This is a genomic window from Phycisphaeraceae bacterium (genome assembly GCA_015709595.1).
Taxonomy (GTDB): Bacteria; Planctomycetota; Phycisphaerae; order Phycisphaerales; family SM1A02; genus CAADGA01.
In genome coordinates, this window is the sequence record CP054178.1 from 1,844,153 (window position 1) to 1,866,005 (window position 21,853).

The 21,853-nt window shown below is 69.8% G+C and carries 17 protein-coding genes; 12 read left to right on the forward strand and 5 right to left on the reverse strand.

The genetic code is table 11. The features are described from left to right. Positions 1 to 19: 19 nt before the first annotated feature. On the reverse strand, positions 20 to 844 hold the full coding sequence (locus HRU76_07735; GenBank protein QOJ17473.1) for a class I SAM-dependent methyltransferase: 825 nt from the start codon (positions 842 to 844) through the stop codon (positions 20 to 22). A 38-nt stretch (positions 845 to 882) separates the two neighbouring features. Next, entirely contained in the window at positions 883 to 2,529 is a 1,647-nt protein-coding gene (locus HRU76_07740; GenBank protein QOJ17474.1) for a S8 family serine peptidase, read from the reverse strand. 317 nt (positions 2,530 to 2,846) lie between these two features. On the opposite strand from HRU76_07740, the gene HRU76_07745 reads away from it, so the two are divergent. Then, positions 2,847 to 4,433, forward strand: coding sequence for a YifB family Mg chelatase-like AAA ATPase (locus HRU76_07745; GenBank protein ID QOJ19138.1), 1,587 nt, complete (start codon positions 2,847 to 2,849; stop codon positions 4,431 to 4,433). A gap of 10 nt (positions 4,434 to 4,443) precedes the next feature. Here the strand turns inward: HRU76_07745 and HRU76_07750 are convergent, their stop codons facing one another. Then, entirely contained in the window at positions 4,444 to 5,172 is a 729-nt protein-coding gene (locus HRU76_07750; protein QOJ17475.1) for a UMP kinase, read from the reverse strand. A gap of 245 nt (positions 5,173 to 5,417) precedes the next feature. Here HRU76_07750 and HRU76_07755 point away from each other — a divergent pair, with 245 nt between their 5' ends. The 7 genes from HRU76_07755 (at position 5,418) to HRU76_07785 (ending at position 16,276) form a co-directional block, all read left to right on the forward strand. Continuing rightward, positions 5,418 to 6,398, forward strand: coding sequence for a VWA domain-containing protein (locus HRU76_07755; protein ID QOJ17476.1), 981 nt, complete (start codon positions 5,418 to 5,420; stop codon positions 6,396 to 6,398). Between the two features lie 3 nt (positions 6,399 to 6,401). Further along, a complete protein-coding gene (locus HRU76_07760) occupies positions 6,402 to 7,610 on the forward strand; it encodes a hypothetical protein (GenBank protein ID QOJ17477.1) in 1,209 nt (402 codons plus the stop codon). 9 nt (positions 7,611 to 7,619) lie between these two features. Next, complete coding sequence (locus tag HRU76_07765; protein QOJ17478.1) at positions 7,620 to 8,414, forward strand: MotA/TolQ/ExbB proton channel family protein; 795 nt, start codon at positions 7,620 to 7,622, stop codon at positions 8,412 to 8,414. After that, complete coding sequence (locus HRU76_07770) at positions 8,411 to 8,839, forward strand: biopolymer transporter ExbD (protein ID QOJ17479.1); 429 nt, start codon at positions 8,411 to 8,413, stop codon at positions 8,837 to 8,839. The genes HRU76_07765 and HRU76_07770 overlap by 4 nt, the downstream gene beginning before the upstream one ends. Before the next feature lie 9 nt (positions 8,840 to 8,848). Further along, complete coding sequence (locus HRU76_07775; GenBank protein ID QOJ17480.1) at positions 8,849 to 9,271, forward strand: biopolymer transporter ExbD; 423 nt, start codon at positions 8,849 to 8,851, stop codon at positions 9,269 to 9,271. Beyond that, complete coding sequence (locus HRU76_07780) at positions 9,255 to 11,909, forward strand: hypothetical protein (GenBank protein ID QOJ17481.1); 2,655 nt, start codon at positions 9,255 to 9,257, stop codon at positions 11,907 to 11,909. The genes HRU76_07775 and HRU76_07780 overlap by 17 nt, the downstream gene beginning before the upstream one ends. A gap of 110 nt (positions 11,910 to 12,019) precedes the next feature. Beyond that, the gene (locus HRU76_07785; protein QOJ17482.1) at positions 12,020 to 16,276 is read left to right on the forward strand and encodes a hypothetical protein; all 4,257 of its coding nucleotides are present in this window, start codon (positions 12,020 to 12,022) and stop codon (positions 16,274 to 16,276) included. Positions 16,277 to 16,298: 22 nt separating this feature from the next. On the opposite strand, the gene HRU76_07790 is transcribed toward HRU76_07785, so the two are convergent. Beyond that, complete coding sequence (locus HRU76_07790) at positions 16,299 to 16,769, reverse strand: hypothetical protein (GenBank protein QOJ17483.1); 471 nt, start codon at positions 16,767 to 16,769, stop codon at positions 16,299 to 16,301. A gap of 483 nt (positions 16,770 to 17,252) precedes the next feature. Here HRU76_07790 and HRU76_07795 point away from each other — a divergent pair, with 483 nt between their 5' ends. Further along, positions 17,253 to 17,771 carry a response regulator gene (locus HRU76_07795; GenBank protein QOJ17484.1) on the forward strand — a complete coding sequence of 173 codons (519 nt, stop codon included), beginning with the start codon at positions 17,253 to 17,255 and terminating at the stop codon, positions 17,769 to 17,771. A gap of 100 nt (positions 17,772 to 17,871) precedes the next feature. Here the strand turns inward: HRU76_07795 and HRU76_07800 are convergent, their stop codons facing one another. Beyond that, positions 17,872 to 18,096 carry a hypothetical protein gene (locus HRU76_07800; GenBank protein ID QOJ17485.1) on the reverse strand — a complete coding sequence of 75 codons (225 nt, stop codon included), beginning with the start codon at positions 18,094 to 18,096 and terminating at the stop codon, positions 17,872 to 17,874. Positions 18,097 to 18,480: 384 nt separating this feature from the next. Here HRU76_07800 and HRU76_07805 point away from each other — a divergent pair, with 384 nt between their 5' ends. The 3 genes from HRU76_07805 to HRU76_07815 all read left to right on the forward strand — a co-directional run bounded on the left by HRU76_07805 (position 18,481) and on the right by HRU76_07815 (position 21,747). Further along, complete coding sequence (locus HRU76_07805; GenBank protein QOJ17486.1) at positions 18,481 to 18,939, forward strand: hypothetical protein; 459 nt, start codon at positions 18,481 to 18,483, stop codon at positions 18,937 to 18,939. A gap of 235 nt (positions 18,940 to 19,174) precedes the next feature. After that, a complete protein-coding gene (locus HRU76_07810) occupies positions 19,175 to 20,398 on the forward strand; it encodes an aminotransferase class V-fold PLP-dependent enzyme (GenBank protein ID QOJ17487.1) in 1,224 nt (407 codons plus the stop codon). A 419-nt stretch (positions 20,399 to 20,817) separates the two neighbouring features. Then, positions 20,818 to 21,747, forward strand: coding sequence for a hypothetical protein (locus HRU76_07815; GenBank protein QOJ17488.1), 930 nt, complete (start codon positions 20,818 to 20,820; stop codon positions 21,745 to 21,747). The last annotated feature ends 106 nt before the right edge of the window (positions 21,748 to 21,853 follow it).

Below are 21,853 nucleotides of genomic sequence, written 5' to 3' on the forward strand. Positions count from 1 at the left end.
CATTTCGAGCGACCCCTGTTTACGATGCGGCCATTCCGACGCGATCGGCCCGATCCGCCAGCGTCACTTCGCAGACCTGCGCCAGCGTGACCGCGTCTCCGCTCCGGTGGGCGGCGTGCAATGCGATCAGGTCCGCCTCCAGTTCCTCGCGCCACGGGCCGGGGTCGGGCCAGTAGGATGAACTGCGGGCACGACCCAGAAGACCCTCCAGCGTGTAGATGGCGTCATTGCGGAACCGGAGCCGCCTGACGTTGATGAAGTGCCCCGTCCGCGCGGGGTCGGCGGCCCGTTCACGGCGCACGATACGGCCGGCGGCCTCCGCGGCGTCCTGGGCGCGTCGGACGACGCGTTCGAACCACTCCGCCGGCGCATCGCCCGGCTCGCGGACGTTCCACAGCAAGGCGAGCCGCCCGCCGGGGCGCAGGATGCGGTGGAACTCAGCCAGGGCGCGGGGGGCGTCGAACCAGTGAAAGGACTGGGCGCAGGTGACGATGTGGGCGAAGCCGTCGGGCAGCCCGGTGGCCTCGGCGCGCCCGTCGCGGTAGTCGATGCCGAGCGGCTCGCGTTGCTCCGCTTCAGCGGCGGCGCGGCGCATGGCCTGTCCGGGCTCGATGGCGATCACGCGGGCGCCATGCCGGGCCAGCAGTCGGGAGAGGATTCCGGTGCCGCTGCCGACATCGATGACCATGGCCGGAGGCGCAAACCCGTCCAGCACGACCCGCACCGCCTGATCGGGGTAGGCGGGTCGATGTCGGGCGTACTCGTTCGTGCGCGAGGCCCAGAAGCCGGTCACGTCGCCGGGCGTGTCGCGGGTTGAAAAAAACGATGCGTCGGCTTCAGGCACGACGCATCGTAGGAATGCCGCGGATTCGGGGATGTTCCTTACGGGCCGGTGACGATCACCTCAACCCAGGCGGTCCACTCCGAGGGGCCGGCCCGGTTGACGGATCGGATGCGGTAGCGGTAGTGACCCGCGCCGGGGTTGTCGATCATGGTCACCTTGTTGCGGCCCGGGCGGTTCACGTTGATCCAGTCCACCCAGGCGGCCCCGTCGCGCCGCTGACGCTGCACGAGGAATCGGTTCTCGTTGCTGGAGTTGTCCGTCCACTCCATGAAGGCGCGTCCGTCCTGCAGGTCCGTCAGCACGGGCGTGCCGGGAACGGCGGGAACCACCGTCTGATCACGCAGCGCCCGGTAGGCGTTGGGCACCGACCGATAGATGGTCTTGCCGTTGAGCGCCGCGACCTTGCGCCTCGAGTTGAGAATCCGGGTGCGGATGCGGGTGGTGTCCCACGTGTACTGGCTGGCCAGAAGCACCGCCAGCCCGGTGACGTGCGCAGCAGCGGCGGAGGTGCCGTTCACCCACACGTAGCTGCCCAGCCGGTGCGTGGAGAAGATGCTCACGCCCGGAGCGCCCATGTGAACGGTGTTGGCCCCGTAGTTGGAGAAGAAGGCCAGCTGGTCGTTGTTGTTGGTGGCGCAGATGGAGATGACATTGCCCACCTGGTATGACGCCGGGTAGAAGGGGTTGACATCGTTGTTATTGGTGTCGTTGCCCGCCGCGGCGATCACCAGGTGCGTGCCCACCAGGGCGGTCAGGGCGTCCAGGAACGACTGGGAGAAGTCGTATCCGCCGAAGCTCTGGTTCGAGAATCGCACGTTCTTGGCGGCGGCGTACTCCATGGCGAGAATCACGTCCGACACCAGCCCGCCGTTGGCCCCCAGCACGCGCAGGATGACCATCTGGCACCGCCACGCCACGCCGGTGATGCCCACGCCGTTGTTGCCGCGGGCGCCGATGATGCCGGCCATCAGCGTGCCGTGGCCCGTCATGTCGGTGGGGTTGCCGTCGTCGTCGTAGAAATCCCAGCCGTTCACGTCGTCGATGTAGCCGTTGCCGTCATCGTCGATGCCGTTGTTGGGGATCTCACCGGTGTTGACCCAGATGTTGGCGGCCAAGTCCTCGTGATCGAGCTTGGCGCCGGAGTCGATGACCGCCACCGTGACCGAGGACGACCCCGTGTTGACGTCCCAGGCGTCGAACATGTCCAGGTCGGCGTCGGTCTTGCCGCTCACGCCGCGGATGTTCTGGCCGAAGTTCTCCAGCCCCCACTGGTTGCTCAGGTTGGGATCGTTGGGTTCCGCGGTCGGCCGGACCACGAAGTTGGGCTCGGCGTACATGACCGCGTCCACCCCGCGGAGCAGCTGCACGGCCACCTCCACGTCAAGCAGGGTCGAGATGCGCTCCAGCCCCGGCACCACGCGGTAGGCGGTGAGTCGCTCGCCGCCCACCATGCCGCGAACGATGGCCTTCTCTTCCTCGCTGACGCCTTCGTGGAAGCGGATCAGCAGGGTGTAGGGGTCGAAGCGCAGCAGCGGATCACGCTCCAGCGCCAGTTTGCCCGCTCGCGCGAGGTCGTTCACGTTGTTCGAATGAACCATCTGCCCCTGAACCGACCCCGCTGCCGTGACGCCGACCAGCGTCGCCACGGTCGCCACCCGAAGCGCGCAGTTGCGTCGAGTCCTCATGGCTGAATCTCCTGTCTGTCTCGAAACGATCTCACAGCGACCCGGAAAAGGCCCACCTTTCCTCACGGTCCAGCCCCAATATACACCGGTCACCCCTGGGTTGAAACACAATCCGGCAAAGAACTTGCGGCGAACCGGGGCGATTTCTCACGTCAAAGCCCGTCAAACCCCCTCCCTTGGCACGGTTCGCGCCAGCCCGGATGACGCCCGGGGCCTGATAACCATGCTCTCGCCCTGTTCCATGTCGCGACGCCGCCCGTCGCTTGCGGAATCCAGTGCGGCGCGTGACCCGAGCCATCCAGTACAATCCGCCCGCCATGATCGCCCGCGTCGAGAGTTTCGTGCTTCAGGGGATCGACGCTGTCCCCTGCGAGCTGGAAGTGGACCTGAGCCCGGTTGGGCTGCCCAAGCAGACCATCGTGGGTCTGCCTGATGCGGCGGTACGTGAGTCGATCGAGCGAGTCCGCACCGCCCTGATGAACTCCGGCTACCGGTTCCCGCTGACGCGGATGACCATTAACCTGGCCCCGGCGGACCTGCGCAAGGAAGGCCCGGTCTACGACCTGCCCATCTCGCTGGCGATTCTGGCGGCGGAGGGAACCATCGCCCCGCTGGATGACGCCAGGCCGGGGCTGAGCGATTTCCTGATCGCGGGGGAGCTGGCGCTCGATGGTCGGGTCAGGCCGGTCAACGGGGTGATCTCGCTGGCCATTCTTGCCCGTCAGATGGGGAAGCGAGGCGTGGTCGTGCCCGCCGAAAACGCCAGCGAGGCGGCGGCGGTGGACTCGCTCGAAGTCATCCCCGTGCGCACGCTTGGGGAAGTGGTGGGTTTCCTCAATGGAACGCTGGAGGTCGAGCGGGTCAGGCCCGTGGACGCCGAGCGAGAAATCCTCGACACCCCGCCGGAAATCGACTTCGGCGAGATTCGCGGGCAGGAGGCGGCCAAGCGGGCCATGACCATCGCCGCGGCGGGTGGGCACAACATCCTGATGATCGGCCCGGCGGGCACGGGCAAGACGATGATGGCCAAGGCGCTGCCGGGCATCATGCCCCCGCTGACGCGGGATGAGGCGCTCGAGGTGACGCGGATCTACTCCAGCGTGGGCATGGTGCCGCGCGGCGCCTCGCTGATGACCCGCCGACCCGTGCGCATGCCGCACCACACGGCGAGTGGTCCGGCGATCGTGGGCGGCGGCCCGATTCCACGTCCCGGCGACGTGTCGCTGGCTCACCGCGGGGTGCTGTTTCTCGACGAGTTGCCGGAGTTCAACCGGGCGGTCCTCGAAAACCTGCGCGAGCCGCTCGAGGACGGCGCCATCACCATCGCCCGGGCGCAGGGATCGGTGAAGTTCCCCGCCCGGTTCATGCTGGTGGGGGCGATGAACCCATCGCCCAAGGGCGACTTCGCCCGCAACGAGCATGACCAGCGCTCGATGGACCGTTACCTGTCACGGCTGTCCGGCCCGCTCATCGACCGTATCGACCTCCACGTGGAAGTCCCCGCCGTGCCTTTCCAGCAGCTGACGGGTCAGGCCCGGGGCACCGACACCGCGACGATGCGGGCCCGCGTGGAGCGATGCCGGGCAGTTCAGCACGAGCGGAACCGAGGCGACGGCAGAGGTCAGAAGGCAGAGATCAGGGGTGTGGCGGCGGGGAGCGGGCGTGGACGACCTCTGCTCAACTCCGAACTGCGGGGCAAGGCGCTGGACCGCGTGGCGCCGCTCGACGAGGCGAGCAAGTCGCTGCTGGAGCAGGCCATGCGGGAGATGGGCCTGAGCGCGCGGGCCTACGACAAGATCCGTCGCGTGGCGCGCACCATCGCCGATCTGGAGGAATCGCCGGGCGTCCAGATGGCCCACGTGTCCGAGGCGGTGCAGTACCGTCTGCTCGACCGGATGCGGTAGATCATGCTGCTCAGGCGGTAATGAGCGTGCCGAGCGGCGCGCCCTCGATGACGCGCCGGATGTTGCCGCGCACCTTGAAGTCGAACACCTTCACCGGCAGGCGGTGCTCCATGCACATGCTCAGGGCGGTCAGGTCCATGACGCGCAGTTTCCGCTCCAGGGCCTCGGAGAAGGTGAGCTTCTCGAATCGGGTGGCGTCGGCGTGGCGCACGGGGTCGCGGTCGTAGACGCCGTCCACCTTGGTGGCCTTGAGCAGGATGTCCGCGCCCAGTTCCGCTCCGCGCAGGGCCGCGCAGGTGTCGGTGGTGAAGAACGGGTTGCCGGTGCCCGCCGCCAGGATGACCACGCGGCCCTTCTCCAGGTGACGCAAGGCGCGCCCCCGGATGAACGGCTCGGCGACGGCGGTCAGGTTGATCGCCGAGAGCACGCGGGCGGGCTGGCCGATCGTCTCCAGCGCTTCCTTGAGCGCCAGGGCGTTGATCACCGTGCCCAGCATGCCCATGTAGTCCGCGGTGGCCTGGGCGACCTGTCCCTTGGCGGCCAGCACTGCGCCGCGGATGATGTTGCCCCCGCCCACCACCACGGCGACCTGCGTGCCGCAGATCGTGGCGTCCTTGATCTCCTGCGCCATCAGGGCCAGTTCATCCGGGTCGATCCCGAACTCGCCCTGCTTGGCGAAACTCTCCCCGCTCACCTTGAGCACAACGCGACGGTAATAGGGCTTGGGTGCGTCCGGCATGGAGTGGGTCTGTCGCGCGTGGGGGTGGGAAGGAATGGTCGGCGTGACGGATGACATGACGATTCCCGGGGTCGGTCAGGCAACCGAGTCCGTCGAACCGCCGTACGGGCTCATTGGACCGGCGGGAAAGTGTAGGGTCAAGGGGCCAGCGGCGCAAGGCCGATGGTTGTGGCGGCTATATGATGCGGTGCCGGGTCGGAGACAGACCCGGCCTGACAGCGCCCGACGCCTTCCGCGGATTCGCCATGAGCCGAACGTTCACCCAGCCCGCGCCGCTCGTGCGACCATCCCGACAGGCGATGGAAGCGCGCCTGGCGGAGCTGGAAGCCGAACGCGAGGCGCTGGCGAAGCAGAAGCGGCGCAACATCCTGTTCATGGGCGCGGCCATCTCGCTCATGGTCCACCTGGCCATCCTGCTCTACCTGGAGACGGTCAAGCGGCTGGGACCGGGAGGCGACGGACCGGGCGAGGTGATCGTCGAGTTCGCCGTGCTCCCCCAGCAGGATCTGTCGGAGCTTGAACTGGTCGAAATCCAGGACTCAGACGCCAGCTCCGACCTGAACCTGGAGGAAGCCGACCCCGCGCTGGAACTGGACGTGAAGCCCCCCGCCGCGGAGCTGCTGGCGCTCAACGACGGGTCGATGCCCTCGCTGGGCGCGGGCGGGTCGAGTTCGGGCGACATGTCGATGGGCGGCGGCGGCGCCGGGGCGAGCTTCTTCGGCGTCTCGTCCACCGGCCAGCGCTTTCTCTTCATCGTGGACGTATCCGGCTCGATGCAGGAAGGCAACCGCATTCACGTGGCCATGCGCGAACTGTCGCGGTCGATCTCGGAACTGCCCGACTTCGCGTACTTCTACGTCATCCTGTACAACCACGAGCCGATCATTCCGCGCTTTCAGAGGGGATGGCAGCGCGCCCGCCCACGCGAGGTGGACGACATGCTCGACTACCTGCGCAACGTCACGCCCGGCGGGGGAACCGTACCCGTGGGCGCGTTCGCCGCGGCCTTCGCCCTTGACGTGCCCCCGGACGTCATCTTCTTCCTCACCGACGGGCTGATCCCGCAGGAGACGCCCGATCGGGTCCGCTCGATGAACGCTCGCGGCAAGCGCGTGGTCATCAACACCATCGCCTTCGGCGATCAGTCGTCCGCCGACCTGCTCAAGCGGATTTCGGACGAATCCGGCGGGCGATACCGCTTCGTCCCCGTGCGCGGAGGTGGGTGACTCGTGCGCCTCGTCACGATGGTCATGCTGCTGTTGACGGCGTCTGCGCCAGTGTTGGCGGCGGGCGGCGGGTCGGCGGCGGGAGGCGCCCGGTGCTCCGTCGTCGGTTGTCAGTTGCTGGCGGGCGTCGTGATTGCAGCCCGCCATCCTCAGCCCTTGGTCCTCGCCTCTCCCGACGCCGTGTTCCGGCGCGGGTCGGAGTCCACGCTCACCGGCGCGGTGCAGCAGGTGGATGACAACGGCGTGACGATCCGGAGCGACCTGGGGGCCGTTCACGTCGTCCCGTGGGATCGGGTGCGGCGCGTCGTCACGGACAACCCGGATCGCGATTCGATGATCGCGCGGCACATGGAGCACGCCGCCGCGCTCTGGCGGGCGCGATCGCGCGTGGAGCGGATGGACGTGACGCTGGCCGAGCCGCTGTTCGAGCGGCTCTTTGAGCAGTATCGCGGGTCCACGCACGAGACCGCGCTGGTGACGGCGGAAGGGCTGCTGCGTTGCCGCCTGGCGCGCGGGGCGCACACGCTGGCGATCATTCCGGCGCTGGAGGTGATGCGCCTGCGCCGCGCCGGGGTGAGGACGGAGTCGTACGCCGCTCTTCCCCCGGTGTACGACGAGGCGATGGGGCTGTGTCCGGCCCTGGCGCCGGTGTGGTTCGAATCGCCCGCGCTGCGCCGCGTGGAGCAGGAACTGCGCGAGTACGTCGCCCCGGGCGACGAGGTCACCGCGGCGGTCGCCTGGCTCTACGCCGAGTCGGTGCGCCGGGCCCTGGGCGTCGCGGACGGCCCGCCCCCGCCTGGCGCGTGGCCGGAGGGCGAGGGGGTGCGCCTGCTCATCGACCTGCTGGCCTGCGGCGAGGCGGATTCCAACCGTCGTGAAAAGGCCCGCGACGACCTGCTGCGCCGGGAATCGTCGCTGCCCGGCTTCGCCCGCGCCTGGGCCCGGTTCCACGTGGGCTGGTCGCTGCTCCGCGAGTCGGGGGTGGTGCGCCAGCAGCGGGGCATGCTGTCGCTCCTGCACGTGCCGGCGGCGCATGGTTCATCCCAGCCGTACCTGGCCGGTATCGCCCTGTCGCTGGTGGCCGGCGCGCTGGAGCAGTCCGGTTCGCGCGAGCCCGCCGCCATGCTTCGAGGCGAGCTGGACGCCCGGTTTCCGTTTCATCCCGTGCGCACGGCCCGGCCCGCGCCGGTGACCGCGCCGCCACGGACGTAAGGAGTTCGGATGACGACGTTTCAACAGGCCGCCCTGCTGCTCGCCACTCCGTCCGGGGAAGGCGGTGAATCGCTGCTCGATCTCGTTCAGAAGGGTGGGGTGATCGCCTACATCATTCTGGCTCTCAGCGTGGGCGCGCTGGTGCTGATCATCTTCCACCTGGTGCAGATCCGGCGTGCCGCCCTGCTGCCGCCGGAGCAACTTGACCAGGTGGATCACCTGCTGGCGCGAGGCGACGCCAGCGCGGCCCTGGCGTACGTCGCCGATCCGGCGAATGACTCGTACTTCGCGCGCATCATGACGGTTGGGCTGACGCGATTCCAGAAATCCGCCTTCGGCGCCTTCGAGATCAAGAGCGCCATCGAGGAGGCGGGCGAGGAGCAGACCGCTCGCCTGTACCGATCGACCGACGCGCTGCAGGTCATCGGGGCCATCGCGCCGCTGCTGGGGCTGCTGGGCACGGTGCAGGGCATGGTGGGTGCGTTCTCCACGCTCTCCAAGAGCGCCGCGACCAAGCCCGAGCTCCTCGCCAACGACATCTCACTGGCCCTCATCACCACGCTCATGGGGCTGACGCTGGCGATCCCCTGCATCGCGCTCTTCACGTTCTTCCGCAACCGCATCGACGCCTTCGCCGCCGAGGCCGGGCGCGAGATCGAGCGGATGATCCTGCATCTGGAATCGGCGGCCCCGGCGCCGACCGGGGCCCCGGCCCGTCCGGCGCCCGTGCCGACGGGCGGTCCGGCGCGGCCCGTGAGGCCCGCCGCGGGTCCGGCGCCCGCGCCCGGAGCGCCAGCGCGATGAGGTTCTCGCCGCACGGCCATCGTGACCGGGCGCTCCACATCGACCTCACGTCGATGGTGGACGTGGTCTTTCTGCTCATCATCTTCTTCCTCACCACCACGCAGTTCGCGCGCATGACCCGCGCCGATGTGGAGCTGCCCGTCGAGCCGGGCGAGCAGCAGCCCGAGCCGGACGAGCCGGGCATCGTCATCAACCTGCTGCACGACGGGTCGATCGTGGTGGATGACGAGACGCTCGACCTCGAGGGGCTGCGGTCGCTCATCCGCGCCGAGATCACCGGTTCGCAGCGGGGCCGGGCCGACAAGGTGAAACTCATGCTGCGGGCCGACCGTCGCCTGCCCGCGGCGCGGCTCAACCAGGTGGTGAAACTGCTGCAGGACATGGGCGTCGGACTGGGTCGGTTCGCCACCGAGCAGCCGCGCTAGGAGTCGATCGTGCGCATCCAGGTCAGGCCATCCCGTCGGCGGCCCACGCTGCTGGTGCTCAACCTCGCCAGCATGATCGACGTGACATTCCTGCTGCTGATCTACTTCATGCTCACGATGGTGTTCACCAAGCCGGAGGATCGGCTCTCCTCGGCCCTGCGCGCCAAGACCGAGGCCGCCTCGGGAAGCACGAGCGATTTTCAGCCGCAGGTGGTGGACGTGATCGTGACGGACGGCGCGCCGGCGTACCGGCTGGGGGCTCGGCTCTTCCGCGACAAGGCGTCGCTCACCGCGGCGCTGGAGCCGCTCAACAAGGCCACGGGGCTGTTCATCAGGGTCAGCAACGAGCCCCCCACGGGGTTCGTGCTGGCCGCGTTCCAGGCCGGGCACGATGCCGGCTTCGAGAAGGTGACCTATGTCGCGGTGGAGTGACAGATCGGCGATCGGCGGCTGGCTGTTGGGTGTTGGCTGCCGACTCGCCGCCGCGCTGTTTCTCTGTCTGACTGCTTCGTCCGCGCTGGCGGCGCCGGACGACGTGGCGGCGTACCTGGAGCGCCACGGACTCAAGCATCTGCTCGCCCTGCACCTGCGCGAGCGCCTCGACAAGGCGCCCGCGGAGGAACGCGACGCCGTCGCCGTGCGGCTCGCCGAGCTGTACGCCGAACTGCTGGAGACGACGGATGATGCGGCGGTGCGGCTCGACCTGGAGAACCGCGCCCGCGAGCTGCTCTCGCTTGTTCCCGCGGAGAGCGCGGATGAACTGCGGCTGTCCCTGCTGCGGGGGGGCTACGTGGCCGCCGAGAAGATCGCCGAGAACCACCGGCTGCGGCTTTCCACGCCCGAGGACGTGGCCCGCGCGATGGAGATGCTGCGCGACCTCGTCCCCAAGTTCGCCTCGCTGCGATCGGCGCTCAAGGACAAGCAGGACACCACCGAGCGCCGCCTGCACCGCGCCACCGGCGCGCAGGCCGCCCTGCTGACGCAGGAGCATGACCGGGCGCGTCGTCTGACGGCGCGATGCACCTTCCTGTCCGCGTGGTCCCACTACTACCTGGCGTGGCTCGAGGGCAAGCCCGATCACGCGCGGCTGGGTTTCGACCTGTTCGCCTCGGTCATCGACCCCGAACTCAAGCGGTTGACGGTGGAGGACGTGTCGCGCGATCTGCTGGGCGTGGAGCCGATGGCGCGGTCGGTGCTGGGGCTGGCCCTGTGCCGCTCCATCACGCATGGCCCCGATGAGGCCCTGCGCTGGCTGGCGCTGCTGGAGCAGGAGGCGGCGCACGAGCAGCTGCGTTCCATGGCGCCGGCGTGGCGTCTGGCCATCCTGCTCGATCACCGCGACTTCCGCCGCGTCCGCCAGTTGCTGGAGATGGAGCGCACCGAGGGGCGCGAGATGCCGCTGGTGTGGGTGCGTCTGGCGGCGGCGCACGGGCTTGAGAATGCGTCGCGCGATCCCGAGGCCGCCGATCTGGCGAGGCAGTCGATCGCCGAACTGGCGGCGCGGGGCGAACTGCAGCAGGTGCTGGACCTGGCCGACCGGTACGGGGTGGATTCGATGGGCGACGCCGGGTTCGCCATCCTCTACGTGCGCGGCGCCCGCGCCTACAAGCAGGCCCGCGACCTGCACGGCGACGAATCCCCCACCTCGCGTTCCGACGTGGTCGCTCTCTACGCCCAGGCGTCGGGCCTGCTGCAGGACGCCCAGCGCCAGCCGGACGCCTCGCGTTTTCCCGTGGCCGCGGCGGGAGCGCAGTCGCTCATCGGCTGGTGCCTGTATTTCCAGGGTCGATTCCTCGACGCGCGACAGGCGTTCGAGCACGCGGCGGGACTGCTCCCGCCGGCGGAGGCCGCCGAGGCGCTGTGGATGGCCATTGTGTCGCTGGATCGCGTGGTGCGGGCCAGGCCCAACGCCGCGCTCGAGGCCGACCTGCAGGGCATGATCAAGGCGTTCCGCGAGCGGTTTCCCTCCAGCGAGTACACGCCCCGGCTGGTGCTGCGCGGGGCGGACGTGACGCAGGGCGAGCCCACGCCCGAACTGGTGGCGGAACTGCTGGCGATTCCACCAGGCAGTCCGGATTACGACGCCGCCCGACGTCGCGCCGAGCAGATGCTGTACACGCTCTATCAGTCCGCCGCGGGCGATCGTCGCGTGGAGTGGGCCGATCGGTACCTGCAGGCGGCGCTGCCGATGCTGCTGGCGGTTTCGCCCGACGCGCTGCGCGAGGGGCTCGAAGCGTCCGAGCCGTTCCTGGTGCGATCCCGGCGCGTGCTGGAGGTGTCGCTGGCGCCGGGCGTCGAGCAGCCCCGCGTCGCCGAGGCGATGCTGGCCCGCCTGGATGAACTGGCCGCCGCAGGCGCGATCGACGTGTCGCCCGTGCAGGATGAGCTGGAGTACCGTCGTCTCCGCGTAGCCATGCTCAGCGGGCTGATCGACCCGGCGCGGGCCATCGCCGAGCGTCTCTGGTCGCGCGACGAGGATTCCCCGTGGGCGCAGTCGGCGGCGCGGGCCATGTTCAAGCACGCGGTGGACACGTGGCGGTCCATCCCGCCCGCCTTGCTGGCGAGCGATCCCCAGGCGCCCGGAGTCCTGATCCAGGTGGTCACGTGGGGCGGCCGCGCCCTGCACGAGTACGAGGATCGCGCCAACGCGCTGGACGATCCGTCGGTGCTCAGCGCCTACGCCGTGGTGGCCGAGGCGGCCCACGCGCTGTGGGATCTCACGCAGGAGAAGCAGCAGGGTGAGCGGGCGCTCTTCCTGTACGAGAAAGTGCTGGAGGCGAAGCCCACCAGCGCGGCGTTCCTTCGCGCCGTGGGCGTGCTGGCCGAGTCGTTCGGCAAGCCGGAGCGGTCCATCGAGTGCTGGCGTCGTCTGTCCGTGGGACTGCCGCCTGATACCGATGGCTGGTACGAGGCCAAGTATCACCTGATCCGTCTGCTGTCGTCCTCGGATCCGGCGCGCGCCCGCGAGGTCATGGATCAGCACAAGGCGCTCTATCCTGAGTACGGACCGGCCCCGTGGCGCCAGCGGATGGAGGAACTCGATCGGCGGCTTCGCGGGGACGAGGAATGAACGTGAGGACCGAGTGACGCCTTCGCGCGTCGGGCGGTCCGAACCCGCCAGGCCCGCCAGTCAAGCCATCCCCGGAACCGATCACCGAGAACCGTCAACCTGCCACTCCCATGTCCGATCCGCTTCACAAGTTTCTCGGCGTCACCGGCGGCACGGATGCCTTCCGTCTGCTGGCGCTGACGCCCGGCCAGCGCCATCCGTTGGCGGTGCAGCGGTCGCTCGAGGCGCAGCTGGCGCGGGTGAATCGTCACCCGGAGAATGGCTCGCCCGAGGCCGCGATGGTGCGCCAGTGCCTGCTCGAGGCGGCAAGGCAGATCCGCGAAGGCGACCCCGCGGCGCTCACGCCGCGCACGATCTACTACGTCAGGCCGGGAGAGGGGGAAGGCCGTCAACCATCAGCCGTCAGCCGTCAGCCGCCGCCCGCATCGGGTCGTCCATCCGGGCCGTTGGGCGGCGCGTCGCCGGCTCGTGCCGCTCCGCCGCCGGTATCGTCCCGTCGCGCCGCGGCGCCGGTCGGCGGGATTGCCCCGGCGCCCATGTCGGGCGCGCCGGGACCATCCGTCGCCTCGCGTCCGGCGGGCGCGCCGGCGCCGCCCGTTCACCCGAGCTACCCGGCGCGACGCACGAGTCCGCCGCGCCGCGCGCCGGGGCTTGACCTGACGCCCTTCGACCGCTGCGTGCTGGCCATGCTCATCGCGTACGGCGGGTGGAACGCCGCGAGCCGCGCCAAGCTGGTGGCGATGGCGGCGTCGCACGGCGTCTCGCCCCAGGGTCTGATGAAGGTCGTCACGGGCCTGACATCCCAGGCGCGTCACGCGGGTCGCCGCATCGACGTGGCGCAGGTGACGCAGGGCGCGGCGCGATTCGTCGATCCCGGCGCGACGGTCGATCGCGCCGCCGCGCCCCAGCCGGAATGGGCCGACAGTATGCTTCCCGAACTGCGGGGCGGCGGCGCGTGGGCCACCTTCAAACTCTCGATCCTCTTCGGCGCCGTCACGCTGCTCATGGGCGTGCTGTTCGTCCGCATGCTGATGCAGCCCGACCCGCGAAGCGTCGCCGTGCTCCCGCCGGACGGGAACTCGACGCCCGGCGTCGTTACTCCGGGCGGCGCGTCCGGACCTGGCGGGGGGGGCGCGGGGGGCGTGGGGGGGGCGGGCGGCGCGACGCCCGCGGCTCCCGGTGGAAGCCAGGGCGGCGCGGCGACGGGCTCGCCCCGGCTCGTGCCGTGGTCCAATCCCCCGACGTTTCGCGGCGACACCAGGCCGCGCATCGTCGCCGACGCCCTCGATCAGAGTCCGCGCCTGCCCGCGATCTTCGATCAACTGGGGCGGCAACTGACGGTGGTCGCCACCCCCTCGCGGGCGGCGCTGGTGGATTGGCGTTTCGCCAATGACCAGATCGGACTGTGCTGGCCCGTCGTGGAGCAGCCGCTGCTTGATGCGGTGCGCGGAGATTTCTTCGAGGTGCTCTTCGCCGTGTCCGACCGGCCCACGGTGGTGACGGATCTGGTCTCAACGCTGGCGGCGCAGGCGGGCAAACTCGAGGAGCCCGCCGACGTGTGGCGCGGAGCGTGGGCGGCGGGCATGCTCGGGGCCGTTCTGGCCCGCTCCGACGCGCCCGCGGTGCTGCGCGACGAGGCGCGGCGCGTGCTCGAACAATCCGTCGGCGACGCCCTGCGCGACGACCTGCCCACCTTCGATCTGGCGGCGGCGGCCTGGCTCGATCGGGCGGCGACGCGGCTGGTGTCGATCACCGAGATCGACCGGCGATCGCCCGACTTCTGGGAGTTCTGGCTGGCGGCCCAGTCGCGCGTGGGCACGCGGGCGCGGTTCGACGCCGCGATGATCGCCGCCATCGGCGAGGTGCTGCGCTCCAGCATCGATCTGGCCCGCGACGGTCCGACGGTCAACGTGCTGGGGCGGCTCGTGGAGGAAGCCGACTTCCGCGATCCGCGCTCCGTGGGCGGCGCCGCCGGGGGGCACGGCATCGGCGCGGTGCGCGAAGGATTCCTGGGCTTCTTCAGCGACCCGCAGGTGACCTCGCGCGACCTGTGGGCGCTGGGGTCGCTGCTGGCGGCGCGCCCCGGACTGCGATGGTACGGCGAGGATCTCATCGTGCCCGATGGCGCCGAGACGCCCCAGCGCCTGGCGCTGATGCGGCTGGTCGAACGCCGCTGGCCAAGTCCGTCGGGAACGGGCGGTGACCCGTCGGGGCGGACCATCGCGGGGACGCGCATCGTGGTCAACCCCGCCCTGGGCGAGCGGTGGCGCGGACTGGCCCAGGCCCAGTTCGACGACCTGGCCGCGCTGCGCCAGCCGGTGGAGCAGACGCCCGAGCGATACCTGCGCCGGCTGGTGCTGGCGGCCTGGCTCAACGAAGCCGCCGCGGCGCTGGCGACCCGCGACGAGCAGCAGGCGCACGACCTGCTGCGCCGCCTCGAGGTCGGCTGGCAGGCGACCACGTCAGGCGGCTCCGGCGCCGCGGGCGGCGGGGTTCCGATCACGCCTCCCCCCGGGTCGCCCCCGCCTCCAACGCCCCCGCGCGGACCCGGCGGAGTACCCATCGTGCCCATCGGCGGGGGCGGTTCGGGCGGAGGCGTCCCGCTGCAGCCGGGCTCGCCCTCGGGCGTCGATGGTCAGTGGAAGCAGGCCTACGACCAGGCGATCCGCAACAACGAGGAGCGGATGAACCTGCTCCGTTCGCTGCGCAACGTGACCTCGGGTGATCTGGGTCCGATTGACGCCCGCGCGTTCGTGCTCGAGGTCTACCGCGCCGGCGTGCCGGAGATTCGCGCCTTCGCCCAGGCGATCCTGCTGGAAATGTTCTCCGCGGGCCCCAACGTGGCCATCGCGCTGGTCGATCTCTTCCCCGACGCCCAGGCGCGTGATTCGACCTCCGAGCTGATCAGTTCGCTTTCCGGGCGTCTGCTGCCCTCGGTGCGGTCGTCATCGTGGAAGCGCGAGGCGCGGTTGGCGCTGGTGACGCACGCCCTGCGCCTCCTGCCCACCACGGCCAACGAGATCGACGAGGCGGCCAACGTGATCGCCCGATCGTGGGCGGCGCAGGCGGGGTGGCTCAAGCCGGACCTGGGTCGAACGCGCGCCGACGGACGCGACCCGTCGCCCTCGGAGGCGGTGGATCGACTGCTCGCCGCCTGGCGCGCCCTGGCGGGCGGGATGGTGGTGTCGCGTCCGATTCCGGACGTGCCCGCGGCGCTGGAGCGCCGCCATGAGACGCGCCTGCTGCTGGCGGAAGGGCCGATCGAGCGCTCGATCGCCTCGCAGGTCACCATCCTCGAACATCTCGCCTTCGTGGTGGCGGGCGAACAGCCGATCCTGGCGGATGACGTGCTCAAGGTGCTCGGCGACTGCGCCCGCGCCCGACGCGACGCGGTTCATGTGCTGGAGCAGGCGATCCAGGTCGAGGCGGCGCAGGCCAGGTTGTGGTCGTTGCGACTGTCGATCCCCGAGGCGGGGGGGAGCGGCGGGCGTCAGTCGGCGCTGGACGCGGGGGAGCGAAGGCATCGAGGCATCGAGGCGTCGACGCATCGAGGAGTGGAAGCGTCGATTGATCAAGGGGCGCCGCGGTGGGCGTCGCGGACTCGACCCGCCATCCTCGATCCTCAATCCTCGATCCTCATTGCGTTCTCTTCCGATCCGCCCGACTGGACGCCTCGCCTCGAGGCCCTCACGCCGCGTCGTCCGGAGCAGTACTTTGACCTGGCGGAGGAGGTTGCCGACGCCGCGGGAGCGGGTGATGAAGCCGCGCTCGGCCTGGCGAGGCATCTGTTCCGGCTGGCGGGCGTGCTGGACCCCGATCGACTGGGACGCGGCGCGTGCCTGGCCCTGGCGGACCTGGAGCGTGATCCCGCCGAGCGTCGTCGGCTGCTGGCGTTGGCCACGCTGCTGAACCGTCGTTCGGGCGAACCGAACTGGCTGCCGTCGCAGTCGTCGGCGTCGGATGATGACTTCGCGGCGGCGGTGGCGCTGGCCGACGCCTTCAGCCACTACCGCAGCGGGTATGGCTCGCGGGCGGAGGCGGCGCTGAACGCCGCCGCCGGGGCGCGCGACCTGCTGCGGACTCATGAGCACGTGGTGGGTGGCGAGCGCCGCTTCCTCGAAAACCTGCGCGCGTATCGCAGCGGGCAATCGCCCGTGCGTTCCCGCGCGGAAGTCATCGACATGCTGCGGCTCGAAGCCGCCCTGCTCGCCGGCGAAGGGCGGACGTGGTCGGGCGATCTGATGCTCAGTCGCGGACGGACGCTGGTGGAGGTCGATCCGGAGCGGCTCGCCGAGGCGCTGGGCGTGGACGCCTCGCGCCCGCTGTATCGGCAGGGTCGCTGGGTGTTCGCGGAAGGTCGCGAGTAGACGCCGGGTGGGTGCGTGTTGATTACGTCACCCGTGACTGCGAGCGGGAAAACGCCACCTGCTCCCGCGCCAGCGCGGCCACCTCGTGAAGCAGCGTTTCGCTGGTGATCGACCACATGCCCCATTCCGTGTCGAACGGCTCGGCGGCAAGCTCCAGCCCTTCACGCAGCGCCCTCCGCAGCCGACGCACCAGCACCGAGCGCACGAACGCCTGCTGCACCGGCACCGCCACCTGGAGGTCGGAGGGATTGGGAATGATGATCGCCGCGACGCGACCCAGGTCCGGCGCGTGGTAGGCGAACGTCCAGCGCCAGCAGGCGCCCTGCCAGGCGATGCGTTCCTCCAAGCCGGGGATGTCCGCCAGTCGCTGCCGCGCCTGCTCCAGCAGCGAGGCGTGGGGCGAAGGAAGCGGCGCGCGGAGCATCCGATCCGTCGGTCGGTTGAACCGGTCGGCCCACGGGAGCCGTTCGTACTGGTGCCGCGCGCGAACCATGATGCAGACGATCCTCCCCGCGTGTATCGCCTCGTCGGAGCACGATCCCCTGAAGAAAGACGCATGTTCGGGCCGGATCGTTCAGATTTCCCGCAAAGACGGCCCACTGAGTTGTTGGGATCGCCTCACGCCGGGTTGCAGCCGCGAGTTCCCCGCCGGGAAATGGGGGGAACCTCGACGTTCCGCATGTTCTCGGACCTGAACGGCCGTGAAGCGTCCGGCGCCCATCCCATGCAGGTTCGCCCGAATCGACCCCGTTCGCCGATGTGTGTACCATTGGCGTTCCCGCGGCCAATGGCGCCAGGAACCCGGCGCCGCGTCGGCGGACCCTTGCATCCGGCGCATCGCGGGTGTCTTGTTCGATCAAGCCGGGATATCTTGACCCATCCCCAGGGAGTTTCGAGGACTGAGACGCGGAACGCTCCGCGGATTGACCCTCGAAAGCCCCCAATCACCCCCGGCTTCCAGTCAGGCGGCTCGACGATGAGTCAAACCACACAGACAGGTGTTCTGTCCGGTCCGGGTGACTTTGACCTGTCCAGCACCACGGTCCTGCTGGTGGATGACAACGAGCAGAACCTCGAGCTGATGCAGGCCTACCTGGAGTCACTTCCCTGCACCATCCTGGTGGCGCGGGACGGCATGGAGGCGGTTCGTCTCATCGACGAGAACGCCGTCGATCTCGTCCTGCTCGACGTGATGATGCCCCGCATGTCCGGCTTCGAGGTCTGCCAGAAGATCAAGAGCAGCCCGGCGACCCGCGATATCCAGGTCATCATGGTCACCGCCCTGCACGAGGTGGGCGATGTCGAGCGGGCGGTCGAGGTGGGGACCGACGGCTTCGTCACCAAGCCCGTCAACAAGCTGGAACTGCTCACCCACGTGCGCTCGCTGCTCCAGTTGCGGCTGCTCAAGCGCCAACTGGCGGCGATGGAATCCCTCCACGGGCGAATCGGTCCGGACCTGATCGGTCGGCTGGAGGCGGGCGAAAAGCTGGAATAAGCCCTGCAAACCGCGCCCTCGGACGCCTGAACGCCGGAAGAGTCGGGCGGGCTGGCGTGTCCTTCCGGGACAGGACACCTCGGGCATGACCCTTCGACCGCTATTCCGCGTCCATCAGCCGGGCGGCCACCGCGTGACCGCTTCGCCGCGTCCACCGGCTGTGACCGCCGCGCGGCTCGATGACCAGTTGCAGGTGGTCCAGGTATTCCCGCAGCTCCTCCACGTCGAAACGGCTGAGCCACTCGGTCGCCGCCGACTGGTTCACCTCGCGGATCGCGTTGATCAACTGGCTCTTGGTGAGAACGGTGGTCTCGACAAGTCGCATGGCAAGGTGACTCCAGGGATGAGCCGCGACGTGCGGCGAGAAGGGTCTATCGGACCGGTCCGAGTCGGTTCGCCCGGTGATAACCGTTGTGGACACAAGCACTTGCGACGACCATCCAGACGTCAAACCACAGCCGGTTGTGGGTGGTCAATCTCCGCCCTCTGGATGTTGGGGTTGCTGGTGAGCGCGGGGCTGATGGGCTGCCCTAGGCAGACCGCTTCCCCCGGTGATTCCCGGTCCGGAATCACCCACGCCATGACGGATTCGGGGGCATCAGCCAGTCCCCGCGACCGAGAACCTGCCACTGGCGACCCCGGGCCGTCCGAGAACCGGGCCTCCAGCGTTCGCACCGTCTCCAACGACGCAGCCAGCGAACAGCCCACGATGAAGGCCGCCCAACCCCCGGTCACGACGGACGCCAACCCTGGCGCCATCCCCGCCCAGACCCTCGACCCCGGCTCGGTGCGACTGGTGAATGACCTGCTCGAGGCCATCGGCGAGCCCGGCGCCGGGCTGGTCATCGCGGTGCGGGGCCTGCGCAACCAGTCGCGCACCCCCGGCGATGAAATGACCACGCTGCGCGAGCGCCTCCACCAGTTGCTCGCCGCCGCGGGTGAGCCGCGCGGGCTGCGCGTCACGCTCGACGAGCCGACTGACGCCGACTACACGCTCAGCGGCACGGTGTATCTCGTCAACCGCGACGGCTTCGACCAGTGGGAGATCTACCTCGCCCTGCGCCCCGCCGAGGCCAACTGGACCATCTGGCGCAACGATGACCCTGTGCGCCTGATGCGGCAGCAGCGAGCCGCGGGCGATGCCCTGCTGGTCGCGCCCAGGCGGTGAACCTCGCCTTGTCTCCCTCCGGGAGAGGACCGGGGTGAGGGTGTTCTCAACAGGCACTCGACGACCAGCCCCGCTCGACACGGAGCGTCGCGCCACCCCATCTCATTGCGCATCGTGAGCCGCGACCGTCAGGGAGCGGCCTGATCTGCGCATCGTGAGCCGCGACCGTCAGGGAGCGGCCTGATCCCCGTGTGCCCCATCAGACCGGCGCCCCGCACCCCTACCATCCTGCGCCATGCCAAGCCCGACACTCGCGCATCCAGCCGCTTCATCGCACACCACTCCCGCGCCGCTCTCGCCGCCGACTCCTCTCGCGCCGGACATCCGCTCGCACTGGACGCTCGACCCCTCGGTCGCGTTCCTCAACCACGGCTCGTTCGGCGCCTGTCCGCGCGAAGTGCTCGCCGAGCAGCAGCGGCTGCGCGATGAACTGGAGCGCGAGCCGCTGCTCTTTCTCGACCGCACGCGCGACGGGCGGCTGGATCAAGCTCTCACCGCCGTGGGGGCGTTCATCGGCGCCACGCGCGGCAACCTGGGCTTCGTCACCAACGCCACCGAGGGCTGCGCCGCGGTGATCCGCTCCATCGACCTGAAGCCCGGCGACGAACTGCTCACCACCGCCCACGCCTACGACGCCATCAGTTTCACGCTGCAGCACGTGGCCGACCGCGCCGGGGCGAAGGTGATCCGCGTGCCCATCGACACGCCTTACGTGGGCGATGACCGCTTCGTTTCGCTCATCGACAGCGCCATCACGCCCCGCACGCGGCTGGTGGTGGTGGATCACATCACCTCGGTCAGCGCGCTGGTGCTGCCGGTGAAGGCCATCGTCGAGCGCTGCGCCGCGCGGGGCGTGGATGTGCTGATCGACGGCGCCCACGCCCCCGGCATGATTGACCTGAACATCGAGCAACTCGGCGCCGCGTGGTACACCGGCAACCTGCACAAGTGGGTGTGTGCGCCCAAGGGCGCGGGCTTCCTGCACGCGCGGCGGGACCGCCAGCGAAACCTGCACCCCGCCATCGTGAGCAACCACTACGGGCAGGGCTTCGCGGCGGAGTTCAACTGGCAGGGCACGCGCGACATCACGCCGTGGCTGAGCGCGCCCAGGGCTATCGAGTTCATGGGCCAGTTCGGCTGGGACCGCGTGCGCCAGCACAACCACCAGATGGCCGCGTGGGCGCAGCGGCTCCTGTGCGAGACCTGGGGCGTTGAGCCGCTCTCGCCGCTGGATGGCTCGTCTCTCGGCTCGATGGCCAGCGTGCCCCTGCCGCCGCGCGTGGCGGCGCGCTACGCCGACCGGGGCGAATGCGTGCGCGAACTGTTCGAGCGCTTCCGCATCGAGATTCCTGGCATGGTGGTCAACGGCCTGCTCACGCTGCGCTTGTCGTGCCAGGTGTATAACCGGGCGGAGGAGTACGAAAAGCTGGCGGCGGCGGTGGTGGGGTTGGGAGGGTGAGTGAGGGCGTCCACTGATGGACACGGATGGGGGGATGCGTGGAAGCGAGTAGGGCGGGTGGAGCGAGTCTTCAGGCGCAACCCGCCGCCCCGCCCCCGCGCGATCGCGCGGTGAACGTGCGTCAGTCTCGGGCTCGCACGGCTGGACAGCCGTGGCACACGGGCGCACGGCTCACAGAGCCGTGGCACACGGGCGCACGGCGTGGATTATGGCGGTGTGCCACGGCCGTGTCGGCCGTGTGTTCGCGCGTTGAACGTGCGTCAGTCTCGGGTTCGCACGGCTGGGACAGCCGTGGCACACGGGGATGGAAGCCATCAGCCGCCAGCCATGAGCCAACAGCCCTCTCGCCTGTATCATCCGCGGCACGCATTCACCCCGGCGCGGCGGGGGGTCGCCTCGTCCTGGTCACGGAGTCTCTCATGCTCGATGACATGCTCAGCGCGTGGAACGATCCCTCGATGCGTCACGCCATGATCGTTCACTTTCCCGTGGTGCTGTCGGTGCTGGGCGTGCCGGTGGCGGCGGTTTCGTTGTTCATGCCGCGCTCGCGGTGGGCGCGGGGCGTGGCGATTGGGCTCTTCGCGGGGCTGGCGGCGTCGTGCCTGATGGCCGCGCGGAGCGGCGAGGGGGCGGAAGGATCGCTGGGCGCCAACATGACCCAGCAGGCGGCGGACGCGCTCGAAAAGCACGAGGAACTCGGCAAGAACGTCTTCGTGGCGGCGGGCGGGGTGGCGCTGCTGCTACTGATCGCGTGCGTGCCCAAGCCGGCGGTGCGGAACACGGCGGCGACGCTGGGGTTGCTGGGCTCGCTGGGCGTGGCGGGGTGGGTGGCGACCACGGCCCACCACGGCGGGGTGCTGGTGTACGAGCACGGGCTGGGCGCCGGGCGAAGCGGGGGCGGCGGTGGTGGAGGAAGTGGAGGAAGTGGGGGAGGTGGGGGAGGTGAGGGGGGTGGGCAGGGGTCGGGTGGGCTGGTGGCCGCTGATCCGAGGGTGGTGTTCTTCGAGCGCGAGGTGCGTCCCATCTTCGAGGATCGCTGCTGGGGCTGTCACAACCCCGTTCGGGCGGAGCGGAACGGCAAGCTGGACATGACCTCGATCGCCAACATTCTCAAGGGTGGGGGTACGGGTAATCCGGCGGTCGTTCCGGGGCGGCTGGATGCGGGGGAGCTGCTCATCGCCATCAGTTACGAGGACGAGTTCATGCAGATGCCCCCGCTCAAGTCGGGCGGGAAGCTGCCGGACGAGCAGATCGCGCTGATTCGTCGCTGGGTGGAGGAGGGGGCGGTGTGGACCGTTCCCGCCGGGGAGCGACGCTGGGAGGCGGCGACGGACGAGGAGGACGGCTGATGCCGGGTCGAACCGCGGATGGGGAGCGTGCGGAATCTTCGTGGGCGACGGGTGTCTCTCCCTGATGGGTGGGGGTGATCGTGGGGGGTGATTGCGGCATCCGCCA